At 68.6% G+C, this 23,296-nt stretch carries 26 protein-coding genes; 25 read left to right on the top strand and 1 reads right to left on the bottom strand.

From position 1 onward, the window contains the following. Positions 1-37: 37 nt before the first annotated feature. Complete coding sequence (locus P12x_RS15380; protein ID WP_435005182.1) at positions 38-1,882, bottom strand: phospho-sugar mutase; 1,845 nt, start codon at positions 1,880-1,882, stop codon at positions 38-40. A 613-nt stretch (positions 1,883-2,495) separates the two neighbouring features. Here P12x_RS15380 and P12x_RS15375 point away from each other — a divergent pair. From P12x_RS15375 to P12x_RS15255, 25 genes are all read left to right on the top strand, one after another. Continuing rightward, a complete protein-coding gene (locus P12x_RS15375) occupies positions 2,496-3,641 on the top strand; it encodes a CAP domain-containing protein (protein ID WP_435005181.1) in 1,146 nt (381 codons plus the stop codon). 717 nt (positions 3,642-4,358) lie between these two features. Continuing rightward, a complete protein-coding gene (locus P12x_RS15370; protein WP_435005180.1) occupies positions 4,359-4,604 on the top strand; it encodes a hypothetical protein in 246 nt (81 codons plus the stop codon). 29 nt (positions 4,605-4,633) lie between these two features. After that, positions 4,634-4,801 carry a hypothetical protein gene (locus P12x_RS15365; protein ID WP_435005179.1) on the top strand — a complete coding sequence of 56 codons (168 nt, stop codon included), beginning with the start codon at positions 4,634-4,636 and terminating at the stop codon, positions 4,799-4,801. Positions 4,802-4,876: 75 nt separating this feature from the next. Next, positions 4,877-5,110: a hypothetical protein gene (locus P12x_RS15360; protein ID WP_435005178.1), complete on the top strand. Its 234-nt coding sequence runs from the start codon at positions 4,877-4,879 to the stop codon at positions 5,108-5,110. Further along, positions 5,097-5,711, top strand: coding sequence for a hypothetical protein (locus P12x_RS15355; RefSeq protein ID WP_435005177.1), 615 nt, complete (start codon positions 5,097-5,099; stop codon positions 5,709-5,711). The genes P12x_RS15360 and P12x_RS15355 overlap by 14 nt, the downstream gene beginning before the upstream one ends. Before the next feature lie 52 nt (positions 5,712-5,763). Then, positions 5,764-6,543 carry a hypothetical protein gene (locus P12x_RS15350; protein ID WP_435005176.1) on the top strand — a complete coding sequence of 260 codons (780 nt, stop codon included), beginning with the start codon at positions 5,764-5,766 and terminating at the stop codon, positions 6,541-6,543. Beyond that, entirely contained in the window at positions 6,540-6,872 is a 333-nt protein-coding gene (locus P12x_RS15345; protein WP_435005175.1) for a hypothetical protein, read from the top strand. Before P12x_RS15350 ends, P12x_RS15345 begins: the two co-directional genes overlap by 4 nt. 61 nt (positions 6,873-6,933) lie before the next feature. Next, complete coding sequence (locus tag P12x_RS15340; protein WP_435005174.1) at positions 6,934-7,320, top strand: hypothetical protein; 387 nt, start codon at positions 6,934-6,936, stop codon at positions 7,318-7,320. A 114-nt stretch (positions 7,321-7,434) separates the two neighbouring features. Beyond that, positions 7,435-7,650 carry a hypothetical protein gene (locus P12x_RS15335; RefSeq protein WP_435005173.1) on the top strand — a complete coding sequence of 72 codons (216 nt, stop codon included), beginning with the start codon at positions 7,435-7,437 and terminating at the stop codon, positions 7,648-7,650. Between the two features lie 52 nt (positions 7,651-7,702). After that, entirely contained in the window at positions 7,703-8,068 is a 366-nt protein-coding gene (locus P12x_RS15330; RefSeq protein ID WP_435005172.1) for a hypothetical protein, read from the top strand. Then, positions 8,065-8,298: a hypothetical protein gene (locus P12x_RS15325; protein WP_435005171.1), complete on the top strand. Its 234-nt coding sequence runs from the start codon at positions 8,065-8,067 to the stop codon at positions 8,296-8,298. Before P12x_RS15330 ends, P12x_RS15325 begins: the two co-directional genes overlap by 4 nt. Then, positions 8,299-9,750 carry a terminase large subunit domain-containing protein gene (locus P12x_RS15320; RefSeq protein WP_435005170.1) on the top strand — a complete coding sequence of 484 codons (1,452 nt, stop codon included), beginning with the start codon at positions 8,299-8,301 and terminating at the stop codon, positions 9,748-9,750. It begins immediately after the preceding gene. A 5-nt stretch (positions 9,751-9,755) separates the two neighbouring features. Beyond that, a complete protein-coding gene (locus tag P12x_RS15315; RefSeq protein ID WP_435005169.1) occupies positions 9,756-10,322 on the top strand; it encodes a hypothetical protein in 567 nt (188 codons plus the stop codon). Positions 10,323-10,325: 3 nt separating this feature from the next. Then, positions 10,326-11,717 carry a phage portal protein gene (locus tag P12x_RS15310; RefSeq protein ID WP_435005168.1) on the top strand — a complete coding sequence of 464 codons (1,392 nt, stop codon included), beginning with the start codon at positions 10,326-10,328 and terminating at the stop codon, positions 11,715-11,717. Then, the gene (locus P12x_RS15305; RefSeq protein ID WP_435005167.1) at positions 11,717-12,487 is read left to right on the top strand and encodes a hypothetical protein; all 771 of its coding nucleotides are present in this window, start codon (positions 11,717-11,719) and stop codon (positions 12,485-12,487) included. The genes P12x_RS15310 and P12x_RS15305 overlap by 1 nt, the downstream gene beginning before the upstream one ends. 138 nt (positions 12,488-12,625) lie before the next feature. Further along, a complete protein-coding gene (locus tag P12x_RS15300; protein ID WP_435005166.1) occupies positions 12,626-13,996 on the top strand; it encodes a phage major capsid protein in 1,371 nt (456 codons plus the stop codon). Positions 13,997-14,108: 112 nt separating this feature from the next. Continuing rightward, positions 14,109-14,543: a hypothetical protein gene (locus P12x_RS15295; RefSeq protein ID WP_435005165.1), complete on the top strand. Its 435-nt coding sequence runs from the start codon at positions 14,109-14,111 to the stop codon at positions 14,541-14,543. 52 nt (positions 14,544-14,595) lie between these two features. Continuing rightward, on the top strand, positions 14,596-15,543 hold the full coding sequence (locus P12x_RS15290; protein ID WP_435005164.1) for a hypothetical protein: 948 nt from the start codon (positions 14,596-14,598) through the stop codon (positions 15,541-15,543). Further along, positions 15,540-15,908 (top strand): hypothetical protein, encoded by a 369-nt coding sequence (locus tag P12x_RS15285; protein ID WP_435005163.1) that lies wholly within the window; start codon positions 15,540-15,542, stop codon positions 15,906-15,908. The genes P12x_RS15290 and P12x_RS15285 overlap by 4 nt, the downstream gene beginning before the upstream one ends. Before the next feature lie 32 nt (positions 15,909-15,940). Then, positions 15,941-17,674, top strand: coding sequence for a hypothetical protein (locus P12x_RS15280; protein WP_435005162.1), 1,734 nt, complete (start codon positions 15,941-15,943; stop codon positions 17,672-17,674). Between the two features lie 30 nt (positions 17,675-17,704). Further along, positions 17,705-19,270, top strand: a complete 1,566-nt coding sequence (locus P12x_RS15275; protein ID WP_435005161.1) for an Ig-like domain-containing protein — start codon at positions 17,705-17,707, stop codon at positions 19,268-19,270. A 3-nt stretch (positions 19,271-19,273) separates the two neighbouring features. Beyond that, a complete protein-coding gene (locus P12x_RS15270) occupies positions 19,274-20,419 on the top strand; it encodes a hypothetical protein (RefSeq protein ID WP_435005160.1) in 1,146 nt (381 codons plus the stop codon). Beyond that, positions 20,419-20,901 carry a hypothetical protein gene (locus P12x_RS15265; RefSeq protein ID WP_435005159.1) on the top strand — a complete coding sequence of 161 codons (483 nt, stop codon included), beginning with the start codon at positions 20,419-20,421 and terminating at the stop codon, positions 20,899-20,901. Before P12x_RS15270 ends, P12x_RS15265 begins: the two co-directional genes overlap by 1 nt. A gap of 5 nt (positions 20,902-20,906) precedes the next feature. After that, a complete protein-coding gene (locus tag P12x_RS15260; protein ID WP_435005158.1) occupies positions 20,907-22,832 on the top strand; it encodes a hypothetical protein in 1,926 nt (641 codons plus the stop codon). Continuing rightward, on the top strand, positions 22,829-23,281 hold the full coding sequence (locus tag P12x_RS15255; RefSeq protein WP_435005157.1) for a hypothetical protein: 453 nt from the start codon (positions 22,829-22,831) through the stop codon (positions 23,279-23,281). The genes P12x_RS15260 and P12x_RS15255 overlap by 4 nt, the downstream gene beginning before the upstream one ends. Positions 23,282-23,296: the final 15 nt, after the last annotated feature.

Raw genomic sequence — 23,296 nt, 5'->3', positions numbered from 1 at the left:
GGATGCCCCGCGGGGTCCTTCCCCGTCAATCGTTCGATCAGGTGGCGGAAAGCGTGTCGCGCATGAATTGTTCGATATCCTGGGCGATCAAGTCAATCTGCCGGGCGGTCTTCGCCTTGATCTCGGCGAGCTTGCCCCGGTCGGTGACGCCCTCGGTATCGCTCCGGGCGAACAGGTAGAGCTTGATCTTGGGCTCGGTCCCCGACGGGCGGACGGCGAACCGGGTCCCCTTGGCCTCGGTCTGGAAGATCAGGATGTCCCCCGAGGGCTCGGGCATGGGCTTCGTGCCGCCCCCGCCGGAGATCGCGCGAACCTCATGCATCTTGTAGTCGCGGACCTCGGTCAGGGCCAGCCCTCCGGCCGACTTCGGGGGATTGGCCCGGAAGGCCGCCATCAGCTTCTGGATCTGGGCCACCCCCTCCCGACCTTCCAGGGTCTTGTTGACCTGACGCTCGCCGTAGTGGCCGACGTCGATGTAGAGGTCGTCGAGATATTCGAGGATCGTCTGCTTCCGATCCTTGACCGTCGCGGCCAGCTCGGCGAAGAGGAGCGAGGCCACCGCGGCGTCCTTGTCCCGGACGTGGGTCCCCTTGAGATAGCCGTGCGACTCCTCGAACCCGAAGAGGAACCCGACCGGCCCTCGCTCGTCGATCCGCTGGGCAATCCACTTGAAGCCGACCAGCAGGTCGTCCTCGATGGCCACGCCCTCGCGATGGGCCAGGTCGCGGACCATCTCGGTGGAGACCAGGGTGGTCACCAGGTAGTGGTCGTCGCGGAGCTTGCCCCGGTCCTTGGTCTCCTTCATCACGAAGGCGGCCAGCAAGGCCCCGATCTGGTTGCCGTCCAGGGTGGTCCAATCGCCGCTCGGGTCGCCCGTGACGGGCAACCCCACGCCGATCCGGTCGGCGTCGGGGTCGCTGGCCAGGACCAGATCCGCGCCCGTGGCCTTGGCCTCGGCGATGGCGGCATCCAGGGTCTTGGGGATCTCGGGATTCGAGACGTGCCCGGGGACGTTGGGGAAGTCGCCGTCGGGGGTCTTCTGCGAGGCCAGGACGTTCACCTTGGCGAAGCCCGCCTTCAGGAGCGAGGCGGCCACCGAGGTCACGCCCACCCCGTGCATCGGGGTGTAGACGATCGAGACGTCCCGAGCCGGGCTGACCGACTCGCCGACGACGGCCGAGGTGTAAGCCTCGTCGACCTCGGTGCCGACCAGGACGATCGAGCCATCCGCGACGGCCTTGGCGTAGTCCGCCTCGGGGATCTCCCGGTCGGACGCCTCCTTGACCCGGGCGATGATCCCCGAGTCATCCGGCGGGATCACCTGGCCCCCGGTCGCGGCGTAGCACTTGAATCCGTTGTCCGACGGGGCATTGTGCGAGGCCGTGATCATGATCCCGCCGTCGCACTTCAGGTAGCGGACGGCGAAGGAGAGCAGGGGGGTCGAGCGGTATTCGGGGAAGAGGTAGACCTTGAACCCCGCCGCCGCCAGGACCCGGGCGCACAGTTCGGCGAACTCGGCCGAGTTGTGCCGGGTGTCTCGGGCGATGGCGCAGGATCGCGGGGCATCGGCCCCCTTGTTCGCGGTGATGTAGTCGGCCAGGCCTCGGGCACTCTCGGCCATCGTCCGGTTGTTCAGGACATTGGTCCCGACCGGGTACATCTTGCCTCGACGACCGCCGGTCCCGAACTCCAGGACCGCGTAAAAGGCGTCGTCCAGGACTTCCCAGCGACCCGCCCGGACATCCTCGACCAGTCGGTCCCGGTAGGCGGCGAACGGGGGCTCGGTCAACCATCGGCGGATATTGACCGAGGCCGAGGCCGAGAGCTTGCCGGTCGACTCCGCCTCGGCGACCAGGTTCATGACGTCGTCGGTCGCTGCCATCGCATTGATGCTCCGTCGGGCTAGCGGCGATCGAGCCGCGTCGCACTCGCGAACCCGGATCTCGGCCTCATTCCCGGCCCGGCCCCCAGGCTATCCCGGCCGGTCGCCGATTGGAAGTCTTCCGCAATTTCCGAGCCATCCCTCAAGACCGAATCTCCCCCCCAAACCGAACGAAGATCCGGCCGAAATCACCGAGCCTCCGTCCGCCATAACTCCAAACTTGAGCGAAAGTTCTGCAAATCGAAAACGACAAAGAACCTTGTAATTTTCGTCCCGTTGTAAGTTGGTCGGATGCCGTTGTCGACGCGATCCACAAGGTCGACCGGAGCGTCCGGAGCACCTCGACTCCGTTTCGAGGACCCCATTTTTTTCAAGCAATTCTCCCGCATTGACTTGCGTCCCGAATATCGCGATTCTCGCCGACAATCTCGGAGATGTGGCACGGGGCTTGCTTTTTACTTGCTCCGCCTGCCCAACGCCAGACGCTCACCCCGACGAAATTCCTCAAGTTTTATCGAATCTTCCCGACCCGACTCGCTCCGATGTCGGAGCGATCAGACCCTCGACCGACGCCCCTCAAGGGCGGATTAAGAATATGGCCAAGGAGGTCTCCGTGACCCGTCCCACCCTCCGTCGGACCCCGATGCTAGAGCGACTCGAAACCCGTCAGGTGCTGAGCGGCGTCGCGGGCCTCGCCGCGGACAAGCAATATGTCGTCGAGCTGATCAACCTGGTCCGGACCGACCCCAAGGCGGCGGGCGAGAAGTTGACCGCCAACCTCGGCGGCGACGTCCAGGCGACCCTCGACGCCTATGGGCTCACGGTGGCCGGCCTCCAGGCCAAGCTGGGCGCCGCAACCCCTCAGCCGCCGCTCGCGGTCAGCTCGACGCTCGACTCGATCGCCCAGGACCAGAGCCAGTTCCAGGCCGACAACTCGGTCCAGACGCACAAAGGCCCGAACGGGATCGGGCTGGGGGGACGCTTCTCCGCCGGCGGTTACACCAACCCCACCTCCGAGGGGGAGAACACCTACGCCTTCGCCCAGTCGGCCGATCAGGCCCTCCAGTCCTTCCTGTTCGACTGGGGCGTCGCGGACGATGGCCATTACAAAAACCTGCTCCAGCCCGGGACGTCTCCCCAGGACGCCTATCAGGAAGTCGGGATCGGCATCGTCCACACCACCAACGGCGTCGGACCGATCGTGCTGACGCAGGATTTCGGGAGCCGTCAAGGCCTGGGGCCGCAGATCCTCGGGGTCTCCTACAACGACTCCAACAATGACGACTTCTACACGCCCGGCGAGGGCAACGGCGGCCTGACCATCACCGCGGTCAACCTCGCCACCAGGGCGAAGTACCAGACGACCACCAGCGGGGCCGGAGGTTACCAGGTCCCGGTCGCCCCGAACGCCGACTACGAGGTCACCGTCACCCTGAACGGGAAGGTCGTCCAGGATCGGACGATCCACGTGGGCGACGTGAACACCAAGACCGACTTCGTCTTTGACCCCTCGAAGGCGGCCCCGATCGCCGCCGCCCAGGTCCTCCAGGACGTCCCGGCCGCCGCGACCCCGGCCCCGAAGCCCACTCCGGCACCCGCTCCTGCCCCGGCTCCCGCTCCGGCCCCGGCACCGACGCCCGCACCGGCTCCTGTCGTCACCAAGGCCCCGGCCCCGGCCCCGGCTCCCAAGCCCTCCAAGCCCTCTTGGGTGTCGAACGGCATTCGTTGGAAGGCGATCAACAACACCGACGCTGCTTGATTCATCGCGATCCTTCGGATCGAGATCGTGTGCGACCCGGCCCGGGGAGGATGCCCCGGGCCGGGTCGTTGGCGTTCGATACCTCCCCGATCTCCTCCCTGAATTCGCGGCGATTCGCGACCCAGAAGTCGGGTTCGAACGAAACAAGGCCGGACTCCCTCGCGGAGAGTCCGACCTTCGATGTGCTCGGCAGGAGTTGAACCTGCAACCTCTGCCTTCGGAGGGCTATTATTATCAACATTCCGCAACAATAGCCTGCCGATTTGTTACTTGCAATTCGATGCCAGAAAACGCCTTACGTCGATCGGTTCCGCGTTACACTAATGACGCAACGCCGCGTTTTGGGTGCGGAATTGGGGCGATTTCGACCGTAACGGTTACGGTTTAGGTTACACCCAGCAATGAACCCTGATGGGTCCGCGTCGCTCGTTGCGGCGGCAATCCGGGCCGCGAACCGCCCGGCCGGATTGTTCAACAACTCCGTCGCGGGGTCCGGCCGACCTCGCGAGGAAAGTACTTCGCCATCACCAATCCCCGGGCCGGGGTGGGGCTTGCCCGGTTGTTTGTCCGCCCGAAATAATTTAGTAACCTGACGGAACACAAGGGTTTAATTGCCCGAAAAATCGCCGGGTATGGCCGATTGGGTGCGGACAACCAATTGAACCGGCCGACGCACGCCGAAGTGTGCCGGCCAACCACCATGAGGCCACGAGCGCCATGACGGGACGGCACAGAGACGGGACCAAGGCCGAAATCTCGATCGACCCGACCCACCCGACGCGGCTCGCGCTCCAGCACGCCACCGTCGAGGAACTCCGGGCGTTCGTCGGCAGGGTCCTCGCTCATGCCGGCGTCCCCAAGCGGCAGATCTCCCGCGTGATGCGATGCTCCGAGCGGAGCGCACGCCGGGACCGATCCGCCGGGACGCACTCGATCATGGACCGACTCGGGCCCCTGGACTGACCCCCACCCCAGGCCCCGCGAGCCCTACCATGTCCATCCTCTCGAAGCTGAGCGGATACCGAACCTACCTCGCCGCCGCCGGACTCTTCGGCCTGGCGCTCTACAAGGCTTCCGTCGGCGATTACCAGGGGGCCGTCGACACCCTCGGGATCGCCGCGACCGCCGCCGGGATGCGTGCCGCGATCGCCAAGGGATGAGCCGGGCGCTCGACGCCTTGCTCGACCCGACCCTCCACATGCTCATCGTCGCCGCAATCCTGGGGGCCTTCTTCCTTGGAACCGATCCGCGACCTGATCCGGCAGATCACGACCGCGCCGCCCATGCCGGATGCCGCCTTCCCTCGTGCCGCCCGGCTCGTGCCGGGGGCGCGGGAACTGGCGGGCCAGGCCTGGCAGGCGATGTACCTTGACGCCCTGTATCGCGGGGCCACCTGGGGCGTGCTCGCGACCCTGGCGATCGCCGTGGGAATGATGATGCTCCGGAGGGGCCACAATGCCATTCGCTAAGCCCTTCGCCGCGTCGCTCATCGCCCTGGCCGTCGCCGGGTCCGCGATCGCCCAGAAGGCCACGCCCAACGGGCCTCGCCACGACGGGGCCGAGGTCGCCACCGACCTGCCCCCCGAGATCCGGGTCCGGAACACCGTCGGCACCGACGGGGCCGGGCTCTGCGTCTGGGCCTCGACCGAGATGATGGCCCGGTACCTGAACGTCGAAGGCCTCGTCGGGATCTTCGAAGCCCTCCAATCCGAGCCGGGCGGGGGCTGGCCCGAACGCGTCGACCGCGAGATGCAGAAGCGTGCCCCCGGCGTCAAATACCGCCAGTACCTCGGCGGCGACCTGGACTTCATCCGGGAGGGGATCGACTCGGGCCGGCCCGTCTGCGTGACGTACGGCTACGGCGAGTTCTACGGCAGCCGGACCATCGCACACATGGTCTTATGCGTGGCGATGGATGACCGTTACACCGGCATCCTCGACAATAACGACCCCGAACACATCTGGTGGATGTCCACCGACGAATTCCGCAAGCGGTTCGGCTGGCCGAGCGGCCAGGGCTGGGCGTGGTACACGCTCGCGCCGCCCCCGCCGCCGCCGCCCCACAACTGACCAACCCGGGCGATGTTGCCCCCTGGAAGCAAAGGCTTCGGAGAGTGCTGATATGACTATGCGATCGACGCTGATCGTCCTGGCGATGTTCGCCACGCTACCGGGAGCCGACGCCCCGGCACAGGGCCCCGCGACCGTCGAAACGAAGCCGGGGGACCCGCCCAAAACATGGCTCACGGCCGTGTCCCCTCTCGACGGTCGCCACATTCAAGTCTTCGGCTGGATGGAAGGGACCAACGTCCGCTACCGCCCCGAGGACAATCCCCAGCTCTACGGGCGGGCCCCGAAGCCCGCACCGGCAACGGCCCAGCCGCCGCACGCCGCCGCCCCGACCGGGGTGATCGCCGACAAGCTCCCGAACGTCAAGCCGGGGGCCTCGTGGTACGGGGGGAACGCCCCCCACCGGGCCGAGGCCGGCGGGCTCGCCCGCAAGCCCGACGTCTTCTTGACCATCATCGGGCCCGAGGCCGAACGAAGGGCGACCGTCGAGCGGCTCCGGAGAGACCCCGAGTTCGCCCAGGTCGCCGACCGGATGGGCGATCGGCTCGCGATCAACGCCTATGAGCCGGGCAACCCGATGGTCGCCGGCGTCGGGCTCCCGGCCAACGGTCGCCCCGACATCGTGATCCAGGACGCCACCGGCAAGGAGTTGAACCGCCACCAGGCCGACCCCGGGCCGGTCGTCCTCGTCGCCGAGATCCGCAAAGCCGACCCGCAGTATCGCCCCGGCCTCGAACCACAAGCCGATTCGGACATCCCCCGCGAGGTCTGGCTGGGCCTGGCCGGGCTCGCCATCCTGTTCATCCTCCGCGCGAAAGGGCATCAGTCGTGACGACCGAGCAATACCTCATCCTGGGGCTGGTCGCCGTCGCGGCCTACCTCCACCGCGAGCGGCTGCGGGCCCTCCTCCTGGGCACCGCCCCGCTCCCCCCGATCCAGCAGGCCCCGGCCCTCCGCGTGGTCGAGACGGTCGCCCCGTCCACCGCCCAGCTCATCGGCCTCGTCCACCATCAGACCGAGGCCGAGGCCCTCGAACGGGCCCAGGCCACCGCCGCCGAGACCATCGTCCGGAACAAGGCCGCGCAGAAGTTCGCTGGCCTGCCCTTGGTCATGGCCACCACCCCGCAAGCCCCATCGAGCCCCTCCCCCCCAAAAGCGTGAGGCCGAGTCTCGGCCCGCGACTGATGTTCTTCCGCCAACGTCAACGAAAGGTCCCCGAACGATGAGACTCAAGCTCGGCCAGCGTTCCGGCCCGATGCACCGCACCATCCCGGCCCCGGTCGAGCCGACCGGCCCGGTCGCCCGGATCGACCTCGAACCCCGATTCTCCGCGATCGATCCCGCCGGCGAGGCCGTCGCGATCACGCTCCGGTTCGACGCCTACGACCCCGCCGCCCAGGTCAAGCCGAGCGAGGTGCACGCCTTCGTCCTGCCCGACGGCATGGACGACCCCGGCGAGGCCCAGGCCTGGCTCGATTCGGCGTACCCCAGGGCTTCCACCGCCGTCCCGGACATCCCCGCCGGCGAGGATCTCGATCTCACCCTGGCCGTGCCCGGCGTGCCCGAGGGGATGGCCACCATTCAATTGATCCTCGCCTACGACGAGTGACGGGAACACCCTAGGTGCGGGGCCGACCGGCCCCCCGCGATGGGCCCGGCCGGAGGGGACGAACCCCGGCCGGGCTCCCGGCTTGAGACCAACGAGGACCGAGGAGATCGGACGATGAGCTTGATCCGCCGATTCGCCGACGCGAAGCGACTGCTCTGGGGCGTCCTGGGGATCGACATCGACCCCCGGATCATCCAACCCCAGGCCCGGCCGACCGCCCAGGCCGCACACAAACGGGCGAAAGCTTCCCCGCCCTGGAGCCCGAAATCCGACCCCGACCGACGCCCAGGCCGACGCAAGGCCGCCCGGATGCTCGCCCGGGGCTACTGACCGAATCAAACGCGACCGAAGCCCTCGACGTTGAGGGGATTGCGACGAGGCGATGGCCACCAAGACCGCGAAAAACGCCGGGAAATCGAAGGGTTCCAGCAATCGGGGCGGGGCGCGGCCCGGCGCGGGCCGCAAGCCCAAGCCCATCGAAGAGATGCGCACCGCTTTGAATGTCGCATTGATTGCCCCGGTCGAGCGGATCGCCGACGCGGCGACCGCCGCCCTCGCCTTGCTCCGCGACCTGATGGACGACCCCGACGTTGCCCCCAAGGACCGGATCGCCGCCGCTCGCGAGCTGCTCAACCGATCGCTCGGCCGACCTCGGGAAGCCGCACCGATCAGGGACGAGGCCGAGGACGAGGAACGGGTCCACATCTACCTGCCCGACAACGGGCGGGATTCGGGAGTCGCGTCATGACACTCTGGATCGTCGGGACCGAGACGCCCGACTCGTGGGAGATCCACGGCATTTACGAGTCGATGAGCAAGGCCAGGGACGCCGCCGGAAGCTTGTCCTGGCGAGTGCCCTTCATCGCCCCGGTCGAGCCGGGATGCGGCTCTTGCCTCTACAACGGGCTCGCGCCAGGCCAGTGGCCCGGCCTGTTCTATCCATTCGGATCGCCCGAGCCCTCGGGAGACTCCGCGTGAATGGCCATCGTGACGCGAGCGATCCGGCCGCAACCGGGGCCTCAGAGCGCGTTCATGGCCACACCCGCCGATATCGCCATATACGGCGGTTCGGCCGGGGGCGGGAAGTCCTACGCGCTCCTGATGGAAGCCTCGCGCCACGCCAGCCGCAACCCCCGCTTCGGGGCGGTCCTCTTCCGGAGGCTCTCCCCCCAGATCACCCAGGAGGGGGGGCTCTGGGACACCGCCGGGGAGATCTTCCCGGCGATCGGCGGGGTGCCCAAGATCGGGGATCTCCGCTACGACTTCCCCAGGGCCGGCAAGGTCACGTTCCGCCATCTCCAGCACGAGGCCACCAAGTACAACTGGCAGGGCGGCCAGATCCCCTTGATCGGGTTCGACGAACTCACGCACTTCACGGAGTCGCAGTTCTTCTATCTGCTCTCGCGGGCCCGCTCGACGTGCGGGGTGAGGCCCTACATCCGGGGGACCTGCAACCCCGACGCGGGCTCGTGGGTCAAGCGATTGCTCGCCCCCTGGGTCGATCGCAAGCACCCGATGTACCCGACCCCCTCGGGCGTCATCCTCTGGATGATCCGGCACAAGGGCGTCATCGAGTACGGGCGGACGCGGGAGGAGATCCTCAAGCACTTCGGGCCCAAGGCCCGGCCCAAGTCGATCACCTTCATCCGGGCCAGCATCCACGACAATCCGGCGCTCCTGGACAAGGACCCGGATTACCTCGCCAACCTGGAGATGCAGACCGACGTCGAGCGGGAGCGGCTCCTGCACGGCAATTGGGATGTCGTCAACGAGGGCCTCGTCTACCCCGAGTTCCCCAGCATCATCGTCGAGCCGGGGGACTGGCCGACCGACCTCGCGGGCAAGCACCTGGGCGGGATCGATTGGGGCTTCCGCGACCCGTTCGCTTCGGTGGGCTCGATCGAGGACGTGGACGGCAATCTCTGGATCGGCTGGACGCACTACAAGGAACGCCAGACCTTGACCGCGCTCTCGAAGGCGTTGCCACGCCACGAGGCCCGGCCCTATCGCTGGTGGGCCGACCCCGCCGGTGCCTCTCAGATCGCCGAGTTCCGCCTGGCCGGCCACGACGTGGTGCCGTGCGTCCACAAGGGGGACCACCCCATCCGGACCGGGATCGCGATGGTCACCCAGCGGATCCGCGAGAAATCCATCCGGGTGCTCGGGACGCTGGGCGACCTGATCGACGAGTCGGCGAAGTATCGCTACGGCGACAAGGGCGACCCGGAGACCCCGGTGGACCTCGACAATCACCTGATGGACGCCCTCCGGTACCTCGTGGTCGGGCGCGACCGATTCGACGCCGTGAAGGATGCGACGCCCCCCGAGAGCGAGGAGTCCATCCGGCAGCGTGAGGAGGCCCAGCGGCTCGAACGCGAGGCCCTCGAAGAAGAGTACCGCGACCCCGACGCAGACCACTGGTGGAGTTGAAGACGATGCCGAGAGCCGATTACGCCGTGAGCGTGAAGGTCCAGATGCCCGCATGCTTCCGGCCCCGGATGTGGGCCGCGACCATCCTCATCCACCTGGCCGCGCGACTGGTGGGCTCGCCCTCCGTCCAGGTCGTCAGGACCAAAGGCAGGCCGGGCCACGCCCCCCTTATACCCCCTCGCAATGAAACCCCGAGTACGGGGTTTCAATCCGAGGGGGACATGGGACCCGGCCATCAATCGGCCGACGACGACGACGCGGCCATGTACCGGGGGACCTGGCTCGAACTCCGGAAGTGCCACCAGTGCCGCAAGCCGGCCGAGCAGCTCCACCAGGCCGCGCCCGGGATTGATCTGTGCTGGCCATGCTTCAACCGCTTCCTCCACAAGTGCGAGGCCGAGGAGGCTCGCCGGGAAGAACACCGCCAGAAGGGCCCGGCCCGGCCCGACAAGCTCGACCCGGCCAACTGCCACGAGTGCGGCCTGCCCCACGGCGGGAGCTACGTCGAGGGCAAGGTGACCCGTCGGCCCTATCACTTCGATTGCATGTATCCCGAGCGAAGGGGCGTCTGACCCATGAGCCTCACCGGCGACGACCACACGCAGGCCTACGAGTTCCTCCGCGACCTGGAGGAGGGCGTACTCGAGCGCGCCGCCCCCTCGGGCGTCGGCCAGGGCTCGATCGGCTACGGCGCGGGCGGGCCGGTCTGGCTCGACAATGCCCGGAGCCGGCGACCCCCCACGCCCCCCGAGTTGGTCGAGGCCTACAAGTCGGTGGCCTATGCATGCATCGGCATCAACGCCAACGCGGTGGCCCGCGTCCCCTTGCGGCTCTACGTCAAGACCGGGCGAGACCAGGCCCGGCCCCGCTTCTGGGAGACCCGCCGGATCGAGGGGTTCGAGCGGAAGGTCCTGCAACGCCGGATCGAATCCAGCCCCGTCACCCGGTCGATGGCGCACCGGGGCGAGGAGATCGACGAGGTGCTCTCTCACCCCTTGCTCGACGTCCTCGACTCGCCCAACCCCCACTTCGACGGCAACCAACTGATCCAGTTCCTGGCGATCACCCTCGACGCCATCGGCACGGCCTACTGGTACCCCGAGAAGCTCGGCGACGACTTCGCCCCCTCGGAGATCTGGCCGCTCCAGTCGCAGTACTGCTACCCCGAGAAGGGGACCAACCCCGGCGAGATCATCAAGCAGTATCGCTACTTCTCCGACACGTTCGCCTTCCCCGAACTCGTCCGCTTCCGGGGGCTCTCGCTCCGCGACCCCTACCTCTCCGGGCTCGCCCCGCTCCACGCGTGCTACGAGCAGCTCGGCCTCGTCGGGGACTATACCGGCGTCGTCCAGTCCATGCTCAAGGCGGGGGCCAGGCCCGACGCGATCATCGGCCCGAAGGACGGCAGCCAGCCCTGGAATGAGGACGCCCGCAAGAGGATGGAGACCAAGGTCAACAGCGGCTTCGGCCGGGGGAACCAGGGCCGGATCTGGGCCGTCGACGGCTCGTTCGATTACCACGCCCTGACGCACCCGCCCGCCGACCTGGCCGGGCTCGAGATCTCCAAGGACGCCCGGCTCATCGCCGCCAATTGCTTCGGCGTGCCGATCTCGATGATGGAGGCCAGCGACTCGAACCGGGCCGTCGCCGCCGAGGGCGCGAGCCAGCACCAGCTCAACGCGGTGTCCCCCCGGTGCTGCCTGATCGGGTCGGGCCTGACGCACCAGCTCGCCCGCCGGGTCGATCCCCGGCTGTTCTTCCTGTTCGATGACCCGGTCGAACGCAACCGGCTCAACGACGCCAAGATCCACCAGGTCTACCTCGGGGGCCGCGTCGTCACCCGCAACGAGGTCCGGGCCGAGATCGGGTACGAGCCCCTCGAAGGCCTCGACGAATTCGAGCAGCCCCAGGCCCCCGGCAAGGCCGGCCGGGCCGAGGATGACGACCCCAAGAAAGGCGGCGATTGATGGCCAGCGAGACCACCACCCCCGACCGGCCCGAGATCATCCGGCGGGCCTTCAAGGGCACCGTCGATGATGTGGATAGCTCCAAGCGGACCGTGACGGCGATCATCACCACCGACGCCATCGACCGCTACAAGGAGGTGATCCTCCCCAAGGGGATCGCCCTCGACAACTACCGGGCGAATCCCGTCGTGCTCTGGTGCCACATGGGCACCATCGTGGTGGCCAAGAACCTCTGGATCAAGCGGTTCTCGAAGGCCGGCGTCAACGGCCTGATCGCCAAGACCCTGTTCGCCAAGACCGACAACGCCGAGGAGATCTTCCAGCTCTACGTCGAGGGGTTCTTGAACGGCTGGAGCATCGGGGCCCGCCCCGATTGGTCGACGTGCTCCTCCCCCACCCCCGACGAGATCAAGGCCCGGCCCGAGTTGAAGGCGTGCTACGGGATCATCCGGAAGTGCGAACTCCTGGAGTACTCGGCCGTCTCGATCCCGGCCAACCCCGAGGCCCTGGGCAACGAGATCGGCAAGTCGATCAGCCGCTCGCTCCGCGAGGAGATCCAGACGGCCGAACGCTGGAGCCCCTCGGATCCGGCCCCGGAGCCCGAACCCGAACCAACCCCGGCCCCGCCCGTCGTCCTGCCCGAACTGGTGGGCCGGACCTTCGAGCAGGCCCTGGCCGAGACCCGGGCGATGGTCGCCCGGATGACCGGCCCCGCCGCCGTCCAGAAGGCGGCCCAAGACACGATCGACCGCCTCAAGGGGCGGGTCTGAGTGTAGCGACCCGAGGCACCGGGGAGTCGCCCCCGGCAGGAGCCCGGCCCCGCCGAGGCGTCCGCGAGGCGACCGACCAGGCTCCCGCAAGTCGTCGATGTTGACGACCACACACACAACCCGATGAAGGGATCGAAGATGAAGACCTGGATCAAGCTCCTGAAAGCCCACGGCAGCCACAAGGCCGGCGACCTGATCGAGTCCGAGAAGGCCGTCGCCGACGCCCTCATCATGGCGGGAGTCGCCGAGGACGCCGGCGAAGGGCCGAGCGACGCCCTGAAGGCGGTCGGGCTGGCCGACCTCAACGCCGCCCTCAAGAGTTTCACCGACGGCCTGGGCGCCGCGTTCAAGGACGCCACCGACCAGATCGCCGCCGCCGGCCGACGCCACGCCATCGAGCCCGGCCCCGCCGAGGCCGACAAGTCGAAGTCGCTGGGCGACTTCATCAACAACGTCGTCCGTGCCGCCAACGTGTCCGACCTCGAAGGCTTGCAGTCGGCCCAGGAGCGGCTCCGCAAGCACTACGGGGCCAGCCCCCGCGCCGACAAGACCGAGAAGGGGATGGAGGAGTCCAGCGGCGGCGCGGGCGGCTTCTGGACCGTGCCCACCGCCTACGAGAAGGCCATCCTGATGGAGCAGGCCGAGGACGCCGTGATCCTCCCCGGCGTGACCTCGGTACCCCTCTCGGCCCGCGCCGTGGAGTGGCCCTCGCTCGACCAGTACAAGGTCCCGACGAAGGGCAACTCGGCCATGTTCGGCGGCGTGACCGTCTCGCGTAAGGGCGAGAAGTCGGTCCGCGACCGGACCCAGGCCGTCGGGACCGGCATCAAGCTGGAAGCGAACGACCTCACCGCGTTCACGGAGTTCAGCCGCGACCTCGTGCAGGACTCCGGCGACGTCGTGCAGAGCATGCTGACCCAGCTCATCGGCGGGGCCATCGGCTTCCGCCGGGATTGGGAACACATCTGGGGCGACGGCGTCGGCAAGGCGACCGGCTACATGAACGCCGCCGCGTTGATCCCCGTCGCGCGGACCACGACCAACCTCGTGAAGTGGGCCGACATCGCCAAGATGATCAGCCGCCTCATGCCCAGCGCCGCCAAGCGTGCGGTCTGGATCGCCCATCCGTTCCTGTTGGAGCAGTTCCTCACGCTCAAGGACGACGCCGGCAACCTCATCTACGTGCCGAACATGCCGGGCAATCTGACCGGCCAGGTCCAGATCAACCCGACGCCCGTCCTGGCCAACCTGCCGGTCCTCTTCACCGAGAAGGCCGCGCCGCCGGGCACCCTCGGCGACTTCACCCTCGTGGACCGCAAGGCGATCCTCTCGGGCATGCGGGGCGGCGTCGAGATCGGCCTGTCCGAGCACTTCCTCTTCGACAGCGACCAGATCGCCCTCCGGGCCAAGGTCCGCGACGACGCCCAGCCCTGGCTCAAGAAGGCGATCACCCTCGGCGACGGGGCGGGCACCAACAAGGTTTCCGCGTTCATCGCCCTGGCCGCCTGATAGCCCCCGGCTATCGAACGAGCCGACGGCTCATAGCGCCCGGCAATCCCCCATGACACCCCGCCCGCGAGGGCGGGGGCTTCCACCCGGCACACACACGAGGTTCCCTCACGTGACCAATCGACTCTACTCCGAGACGCTGGCGACCCTCGCCGGCCTGCCCCCCGCCAACCAGGCGGCCGGGGCCCGCTCCGTCGCCGACATCCCCTTCGGCAACCAGCGGAAGATCCTGTTCACCGTCCAGGTCGGGACGCCCGGCGCGGGCGGCACCGTGGACTTCAAGGTCCAGGCCAGCCCCACCGCCGGGGGCACCTACGTGGACATCCCCGGCGCGGCGATCGTCCAGAAGATCGCCGCCGGCAACGCCCAGGTCGAGGTGAGGGCCGACCGGCTCAACGCCCTGGGCCTGGGCAACTTCCTCAAGGCCGTGCTGACCGTGGCCGTCGCGACCACGCCGACCGCCGTCCTCGTCCAGCGCGGCGACTCCCGCTTCCAGCCGGCCAGCGACGACAACGACGCCGGCATGGCAACGCCCATCGTCATCTGATCGAGAGGCCCCCGCCCGACCTCCGGGGCGGGGGCATCCCCAGGAGCCCGCGATGGCCGATCTGATCACGAGCGAATACGCCCAGGGGTACCTCGCCCTCTCGACGGCCCAGCTCGCCGCCCTGCCCGGCGCGATCGCCGCCGCGAGCCGGCAGGTCCGCAACTACTGCGGCCGGTACCTCTCGCGCAGGCCCTCGGCCGACTCCGCACTAGGGCCGATCGACGAGGTGATCGCCCCCGAGAACCGCGGGCCGATCCTGCTCCGCGAGTACCCGATCAACGAGATCCTCCGCGTCTCCGGGAGCCCGACCGTCGCCCTCTCGATCCGCAACGACGGCCCCGCCGTCCAGCGGGCCGGGGCCATGCTCGTCCGGTCCGGGTCCGAGGAGGCCGGCTTCGCCACCACCGGACTCCGGCTCGACCGCGTGGCGTCCGGCGTGAAAGTCACCGACCTGATCACCTTCGCCGACCTGGCCGGGCCCACCCTGGCGGCGCTGGCCCAGGCCGTGAACGCCCTGGGCAACGGATGGTCCGCGACCGTGGAGGACGACTTCGGACTCTGGGGCGTGGACGAACTCGGCGGAGGGCAGGGGATGCTCCCGGCCCGAGCGACCGACGCCCGCTTCGAGGTGTGGGCCGAGGACCTGGGCTTCCGCCGGATCGACGACCGGGCCGGCATCCTGGCCGTCGAGCCATCCGATCAGGCCGACCCCTTCAACTCCCAGCGATGGGGGTCGATGGCCTCGCTCGAACAGGGCGACGACCAGATCCGCCGGTCCCCGATCCGCGTCGTGTACGACGCCGGATATGAGCCGATCCCCGACGACTTGCGGCAGGCCGTCGCCGAGGTGGCCAAGGCGATCCTCGAACGCTTCGGGTCGAGCTCGACCGTGCTGATGGAGCGGATCGACACCTGGGCGATCACCTATCGAGACGCCTTCGACGGGCTCCCCCGATCGGCCCGCGAGACGCTCGCCTTCTACAGGGACCACGCCCGATGAGACGACCGAGCCGAGCCCGGTTCCCCCACGTCGTGGACGTCCAGCTCCGGGACACCGAGGCCCAGGACGCGACCGGCAGCCTCGACCCCACCGGCACCACGATCGCCCAGGCCGTGCCCTGCCTCGTCGCCGACAAGGGCGGGGCCCGGGTGCCCATGTTCTCCACCGAGATCGTCCGCAAGAAGGTCCGCGTGCTCTTCCCGGATCCCATCTCGCTCGGGCTCGAGCACCAACTCCTCTTCACCGACCGGGCCGGGACCGTCCGGACCCTGCTCGTGGACTCGTGCCGCGACGAGGACGACCTCGGCCTCGTGTGGGTGGCCGAGTGCCAGGAGAACCCCCGGCCCGTCACGCCGGCGGGATGAACGATCGGCCGCGCGACGCAGCGAGGTAGACGATGCCCAAGCTATTCGGCCAGAACGTCAACGCCACATGGTTGGCATACGACAGCTCGGCGATCCTCTTCGCCGACCTGATGATGCAGGCCGGCCTCTTCAACGGGTTCGGGTCCAACCCCAACCCGGGCTATGACTCGCTCGGCTGGCCCAACTTCGTCAACCCGGCGACCGGCCCGACGACGATCCCCGTCGCGCTCAACGGGACCATCCCGGCCGGCGATTACACGTTCTACCCGACCGGGGCCGGGTCCATCCGGCTCAGCGGGAACTTCGTGGGGTGCGACAACAACGGCTTCCTCACGGTCGTCTTCAACGGGTCGGGCGCGCCGGTGACGATCCGCCAGGCCGTCGCCCGCAAGCTCAACCCCCAGATCAGCCTCTCGATCACCGCGAGCACCCAGGGCAACCCGCTCCGATTCAAGTTCATGCTCCCCGGGCACGGCCCGGGACGATTGCTCAATCAGGCCTGGATCGACACGCTCAAGCCGCCCGAGGGCGGCCAGGTCGGGGTGCTGCGATTCATGGACGCGACGGGCACGAACGCCCAATGGGTCCAGGGGGGCGGGGAGACCTCCGATCCCTATTCCCGGATCGGGGACTGGACCGACCCCTATCGGGCCAAGCCCGGGTTCTCGCTGGCCCGGGTCAAGCGCATGCCCGAGGAGTACATCGTCGGCATCATCAACGAGATCAAGCAGTACGGCGGGATCAACGTCGCCCCCTGGGTCCACGAAGGGGTCTACATGACCCGGACCGGGCCGAACAACTATCAGCAGGGATTCCGGGATGCCTGCCAGAACGGTTGTTCCATCAACGGATACACCTTCGGGCCGTTGAATCCGGACGTGCCGATCTATCACGAATACAGCAACGAATGCTGGAATTTCAACTTCGGCCAGTGGCAGCAGCACATCGCGCAGCACGCCCGGGAAGGGGCGATCATCAACGCCTGGAAGGCCGCACACCCCGGCTTCAACATCGGCGACACCGAATATTACGCGCACCGGAAATCCTACTCCGGGCGGAAGTTCAAGGAGAAGTTCGCCGGCGACGACCGCCAGATCATCGCGGTCTGGGTCAGTCAGGGCGGGTACCCGGCGCTGGGGGCGATCGACCTGCAGCACTACGAACTCCCCAACCTGTACGACGGCCAGACCTTCACGCCCGACGCGATCGGGGCCGGCTACTACTTCCAGCCCGAGACCGCCCCGTTCGTGAAGCTCAATTACCGGACGCTCTCGCAGGGCTACGCCGCGAATCCCTCGGGCACGCTCGACAGCTTCTTCGCGTGCGTCGATCAGAACTTCGCCGACTATGGCCCGCTCCTGGGCCAGTACATGGGCTTCGCCGCCTCCCGCCACGTCCCTTATGTCACTTACGAATACGGGTCCGACCCGAACTCGGCGGCGGTCTCCCTGGCCACGTATCCCAACCTCGTGAACTTCCTCACGGCGGCATATAACGATCCCCGGATGGGGGAAGTCTACGACCGGATGCACGACCTCTTCCCGGACGGGTCGGTCAACTGCGTCTACCGGGATACGGGATGGGCCGGCAATTACTACTGGGGCATCGACCGGATCACCGGCGAGTCCCCGATGAGCACGCGCCGACTGTCGTTCAATCGCGCCGTCGCCGGCTACCAGCCCCCCGTCGATCCCGTCCCGGTCGCGACCTATCGCCGCTCGATCCGCCATCTCCGGGCGTTCCGGAAGCTCCGGGCGATCCGCTGACCACAGCCGGCCCAGGCCAGAGAGTGACCCATGCCCGCATTCGCCTACGTCAATTTCCAGGCCTCGACCTCGTTCCCGCCCGGGTTCAACACCACCGGCACGCCCACGATCGACGTCTCGGCCGCCGTCTCGGGGGGCGGGTCCAACTCGCTCCTCAATAACGCCGGGACGGTGCACCGGGCCGTCGCGACGACCCCCGACGGCCTGGCCGGCAACTTCCGGCTCTCGGCCAACGTCAAGGTGCTCGCCCCGATCGCGGCCGGGACCTATCTCCGACTCATCACCCGATGCTCGGTCGCGGACCCGGCCACCCTGTTCACGAGCCCGAACGCCTCGGTGTTCATGCAGATCCCGCTCGGGGTCACCCAGACCGCCATCACCACCCAGCGACGGCCCGGCTCGCCCGGGGCCGCGTCGATCGGGTCGGGGACCTTGACGGGCAACCCGCTCACCCCGGGAGAGACCTATCAGGTCACCTATCAGCCGAACGGCGTCTCGCACTCGATCGAGATCAAATGCCTCACCGGGACCAACGCCGGGAAGTGGCTCAAGTCGTCCAAGGACGGCTGGCAGAGCACGGTGGTCGCCTGCTTCGCGTGCACCGACGGCACGGCATTCGGCGGCGACCCCGTGACGGGGGCGGGCTATTGGGGGTGGGATATCGTCTCGGAGTCGGGCTCCCCGAACTCCTCGATCTATCTCGACGAGGTGAGGCTCACCACCCTCAACGGGGTGAACGGCTCGATCACGCCGCCCGCGCCCACGATCTCGGCCGGGACGACCGTGGCCCTCGGCACGGTCAATTATCCGGCCGGCACGTGGTCGTCGCTCAACCCCTCGGTCGCCACCGTGGACCCCTCGACCGGCGTCGTCACCGGCGTCTCGGCCGGGACCGCGAGCATCAAGTTCACCAGCGGCGTCGTCTCCTCGGAGACCTCGACGGCCACCGTGACCGTCACGGCCTCGACCAACGCCACCGGATACACGCTCTCGGTCTCGTCGCCATCGACGACGGTCAACACGCCGATCACCGTGACGGCCACCCTCACCGGCGGCACGAGCCTCACGTCCGCGCTCGTCATCAACCTGGTGGACTCGCTGACCTCGACCATCCTGGGCTCGATCACCATCAACCCGGGATCGACGACCGGGACGACCACGATCACGCCCAACGTCGCGGGCACGCACTCGATCACCGCGTCCCACACCGGGGGAGGCTTCGCCGGCGGCGACGGCAGCACCAGCTTCGTCGCCACCCAGGCCACCGGATACGCCCTCTCGGCCTCGATCGGGGCCGTCGGGGTCGGGGACACCGTGACCATCACGGCCACCCTCGACGCCCCGGGGCTCGCGTCCGACCTCGTGATCAACCTGGCCGACGATCACGGCTCGTCGATCTCCGGGCCGATCACGATCCCCGTCGGCTCGACGACCGGGACCGCCACGGCGATCGCCCTGGTGGACGGCACCCACCTGATCACCGCGAGCCACACCGGGGGCGGTTTCGCCGGGGGGGACGGCTCGACCAGCTTCACGGCGGGGATGAACGCCCCGCTCTTTACCCGCCGCAATGTCCGAACCGCAAGGGGTCGATGAATCATGGCCGTTGTTATCTATCCATTGATGACCGTGACGGACGACTCCGGGAACGTCGTCGTCGGGGCCACCGTCGCCATCGCGTCGGTCAAGGACCTGGACGGGGCCGACGTCGCCTCGCATGGCGCGGTGATCCACCAGTCCGGGGCCAATGTCTCCGTGGCGTTCGACGCCGAGGCCAAGGGCGAGCCCTGGATCACCCTCGCCATCTCGAAGGCCGGGTCGGTCTTCACCGGGCTCAACGCCTCCCCGTCGTTCTTCCTGGCCAAGGACTCGGGCCGGCTCCTCACGGCCCTGCCCGTCAACGCCCCGGCCGGGGCCGGGGGGCTCCCGACCGTCGGCACCGGGGCGGGCCAGATCAGCCTCGCGGCCGGGGCCGTGACGGCGGGGACCGTGACGGACAAGTCGGGGTATAGCCTGGCCCCGAACCAGTCCTTCAATTTGACCGGCAACATCACCGGCAACCTCTCGGGGAATGTCGGCGGGTACGTGACCTCGCTGGCGACGAACGCGATCACGAATCAATCCTTCGCCGACGGGGCGATCGCCAGCCGCGTCTTCGCGGCCGACACCAAGGGCGACGGCGTGGCCCGCGCCGGGTCGGGGTCCGGGAACATCAACCTCGACCCCAACGACGCCAGGGCCGCGGGGCTCGCATCGGGCCCGGTCAACCTGTACCTGGAGATCGTCGACGGGAAGGGGATCAACCAGACCCGGCCGGTCGCCTCGATCTCCGGGACCGGGGCCGACATGGTGGCCCAGCTCGAAGTCGGCTACACCTGGGACATCACCCCCGACGACACCAGCCGCTACGCCTGGGGGCAGCCGTACCCCGCCGGATCGGCCGAACTCCTCCGGGTCGCCTCGTCGGTCTGGGATCCCGCGACCGTCGCCACGCGGACGCTCTCGGGCTTCAACTTCGCGGTCGAGCTCGCCGCCAACGGGATGGGCCAGCTCGACACCACCCCGGCCGCGGCGGGCGAGGATCCCACGTTCCAGCAGATGATGGTGGCGATCTGGCGTCGGTGGTACACCAAGTTCGTCGCCGAGGCGGGCGTCCTCACCGGCTACGCCGACGACGGGACCACGCCGCTCACGACCCAGCCCCTCACCGACGACGGGACCACGCAGACCCAGGGGGCCGCGTGATGCCAGCAATCCGCCGGCTCAGGCCCTTCGGACTCCTCCCGTTCCCGCCCTTCTCGGCGGGCTCGGGGGGCGTCACGCTCCCGCTCAGCCTGGCCGACGCGATCCACGATCGGCTGGCCGGGGCCGCGGACCTGGCCGGCGTCTCGCGATTCTACGAGTCGCAGGCCGGCGACCGGGCCAGCCTCCCCTACGTCGTCTACCAGGTGACCGCCGGGACCTCGCTCCGGGTCAGCAGCACGAGCATCTGGCTCGACCAGCGGGTCATCGTGAAGACGTACGCGGCCACCCAGGAGTCGGCCAACGACTACCGCGAGCGGATCCACGCCGCCCTCAAGGTCGGCCCTTACCAGTTCCAGGCCGGCGTCTCGATCCCGCTATTCCAGGTCAATCAGAGCGAGGGGAAGGAGCCCGCCCGATCCCGGGACTCGCAGCTCGTCTTCCGGGCCGCCCTCGAATACAGCGCCCGGACCAAGAAAGGCTGAGCCAGATGGCCGACACCGAATACAAGATCAATTACTCCGCGCCCCCCGCGAAGATCGAGCGGGACGTCGACCGGATCCTCGCCAAGCTGAGGGCGCTCGATGTCCAGATCGACAAGTCCAAGGCCAAGCTCAAGTCGCTGGGGTCGGACACCTCCGGCCTGACCAAGATGATGTCGGGCCTGGTGAAGCTCGACCGGGAGCTGCAGCGCAAGGTGACCGACGCGACCAAGGCCGAGAAGGCCCTCGCGGGGGTCGGCAAGGGGAACCGCTCGGTCGCGGACCTGACCAAGAGGCTGAAGGAGCTGGAGGAACAACTCAAGGCCGTGACCTCGGCGGCGACGGCCGCGACTCCGGCGACGGCAGCCGTCGGGGCGGGCGGCGGCGGCAAGGGGGGAGCGGGCGGGGGAGGCACGGGCGGGGGCCTGCTCGGGAGGGGTGCCGGATTGGCCCGGCCGGTGGCCGCCTATGCCGCCTATCGGCTGGCACGCAAGGTCGGAGGCGCCATCGGCGACTCCTCGGGCGATCGTCGATCCTTCTTCGGGGAGGCGACCAAGCTGACCGGCGAGTTCCGCCAGGACCTCCAGGCCCTGGCCGTGCTCCAGGACAAGAAGTCGGCCGACGACGCCCTGATCCGCGAGCAGCTCCAGTTCCAGAAGCAGACCGGCCTGAATGCCGACGAGGCGATGAGCTTCCGCCTGGAGTTCGGCGGGGCGGTCGCCCCCGGCAAGGCCCGGGGCAACATCACCGACGCGACCGCCGACGAGCTGGAGAAGCAGGCGGCCCTCTTCGGCAAGCGGTACGACATCGACCCCATGTCCGCCGGCCGGATGGCCGGGCTCCTGCCGAATTACGGCAAGGTCCCCAGCGCGAAGGCCGGGCTCGGGATGATGGCCGAGGCCGCCGAGCAGCTCAACGTCTACGGGCTCGGGTCGCCCCGGGCGATGATGCCCCCCCTGATCGGGCTCTCGGCCGACATGCTCGACTCCGAGGAGGGGGGGCGGTTCTCCGACTATGCCAGCCTGGCCGCCCGGTTCGGGGCGACCACGTTCAAGGCCAAGAGCCCGGCCGCCGCCGCCACCCAGATCCGCCAGGCCAACCGGCTCCTCCGCAAGTTCAACGGCAAGGACGAGGAGGCGTTCCTCCGGAAGCACGGCGTCACCCCCGAGGACGATTACGAGTCGGCCCTCCGCAAGATCACCCCCTCGATCAGCGGGCCCGACGCCGACCAGGTCCTGGCCAAGGCCGGGTTCGCCAACTCCACCGAGCGCGACTCCGTCATCAAGCAGGCCGACATGAACAAGGTCGTCGACGAGGCCCGCAAGGACCCGAGGATGGCCGCCGCCCGGGCGAACGCCGGGAAGCTCAACGCCGACTACCTGGCCACGATCCCCGCCCAGCAGGTGGGCGCCGAGAACGCGGAATTCGCGGCCACCATCGAGGCGGGCCTGGCCGGCGAGAAGCTCCGGACGGCCAGGGCCCACGCCCGCGCCCGGATGATCCAGCGGGACACGCTCAAGCCCGGCGTGTTCGGCAAGCTGGCCGACTATGCGGTCTCGGCCACGACCGGGGGCGGGATCTCCGGCGAGGATCTCCGCGTCGACCAGGAGGCGATCAACTCCCTCGTCCAGGGGGGGCAGAAGGTCGGCGTGGACGTCCTCGGGAAGTTCCCCGGCCTCGACTTCGGCCCGCGATTGCTCCTGGGGGGCAACGACGAGAAGGCCATCACCGAGAACTTCTCCCGGGCCTCTCAGGCCGTCGAGGCGGCCGGCGGCGACCCGTTCGGCGGGGCTCCCAAGAACGCCGCCCAGGCCGCCAAGCAGGCCGCCCAGGCCCTGGGCAACCTCGGCAACGCCCTCAACGCGATGGGGCAGCCGAAGAACCAGGGCGGGGCCAATCAGGGGGGGGCGGGCTTCAACCCGGCACGTCGATGAGCGTCCAGTTCGACAAGATCAAGGCGATCCTCGGCCGCCACAAGCGGCTCTTCGACCTGGCCGAGGGCAACCTCGGCGCGGACCTCTGCAAGGCCGCCACCGACGGCTGCCAGGAGTGCCTCGCCGCCGAGCAGGACCCCGACGGCAACCCCTGGCCCCCGCTCTCGGGCCCCTACGAGGAGTGGAAATCCTTCGAATACCCCGGGAACCCCATGGCCCTGCTCCACGGCGTCATGGCCAACCCCCGCGAGGTGGCGGGGGAGATCGAGGTCGCCGCCGACTCGGCGACGGTGACCTATGGCGTGTCCGAGCAAGCCCGCCAGGAGGCCGAGTGGTTCCAGGAGGGCGTGAAGCGGACCGGGCAGCCCCCCCGCCGGTTCTGGGGCTTTACCAGCGACTCGCTCGCGAAGGCGCGGGCGATCCTCGACGAGCGTTTCTCAACCGTCTAGAAAGAGGCATCGACG

Origin of the sequence: Tundrisphaera lichenicola (assembly GCF_051175385.1) — a bacterium.
Lineage (GTDB): Bacteria > Planctomycetota > Planctomycetia > Isosphaerales > Isosphaeraceae > Tundrisphaera > Tundrisphaera lichenicola.
The sequence above is the reverse complement of the archived record's forward strand: the minus strand, read 5'-3'. Positions and strand labels throughout refer to the sequence as shown.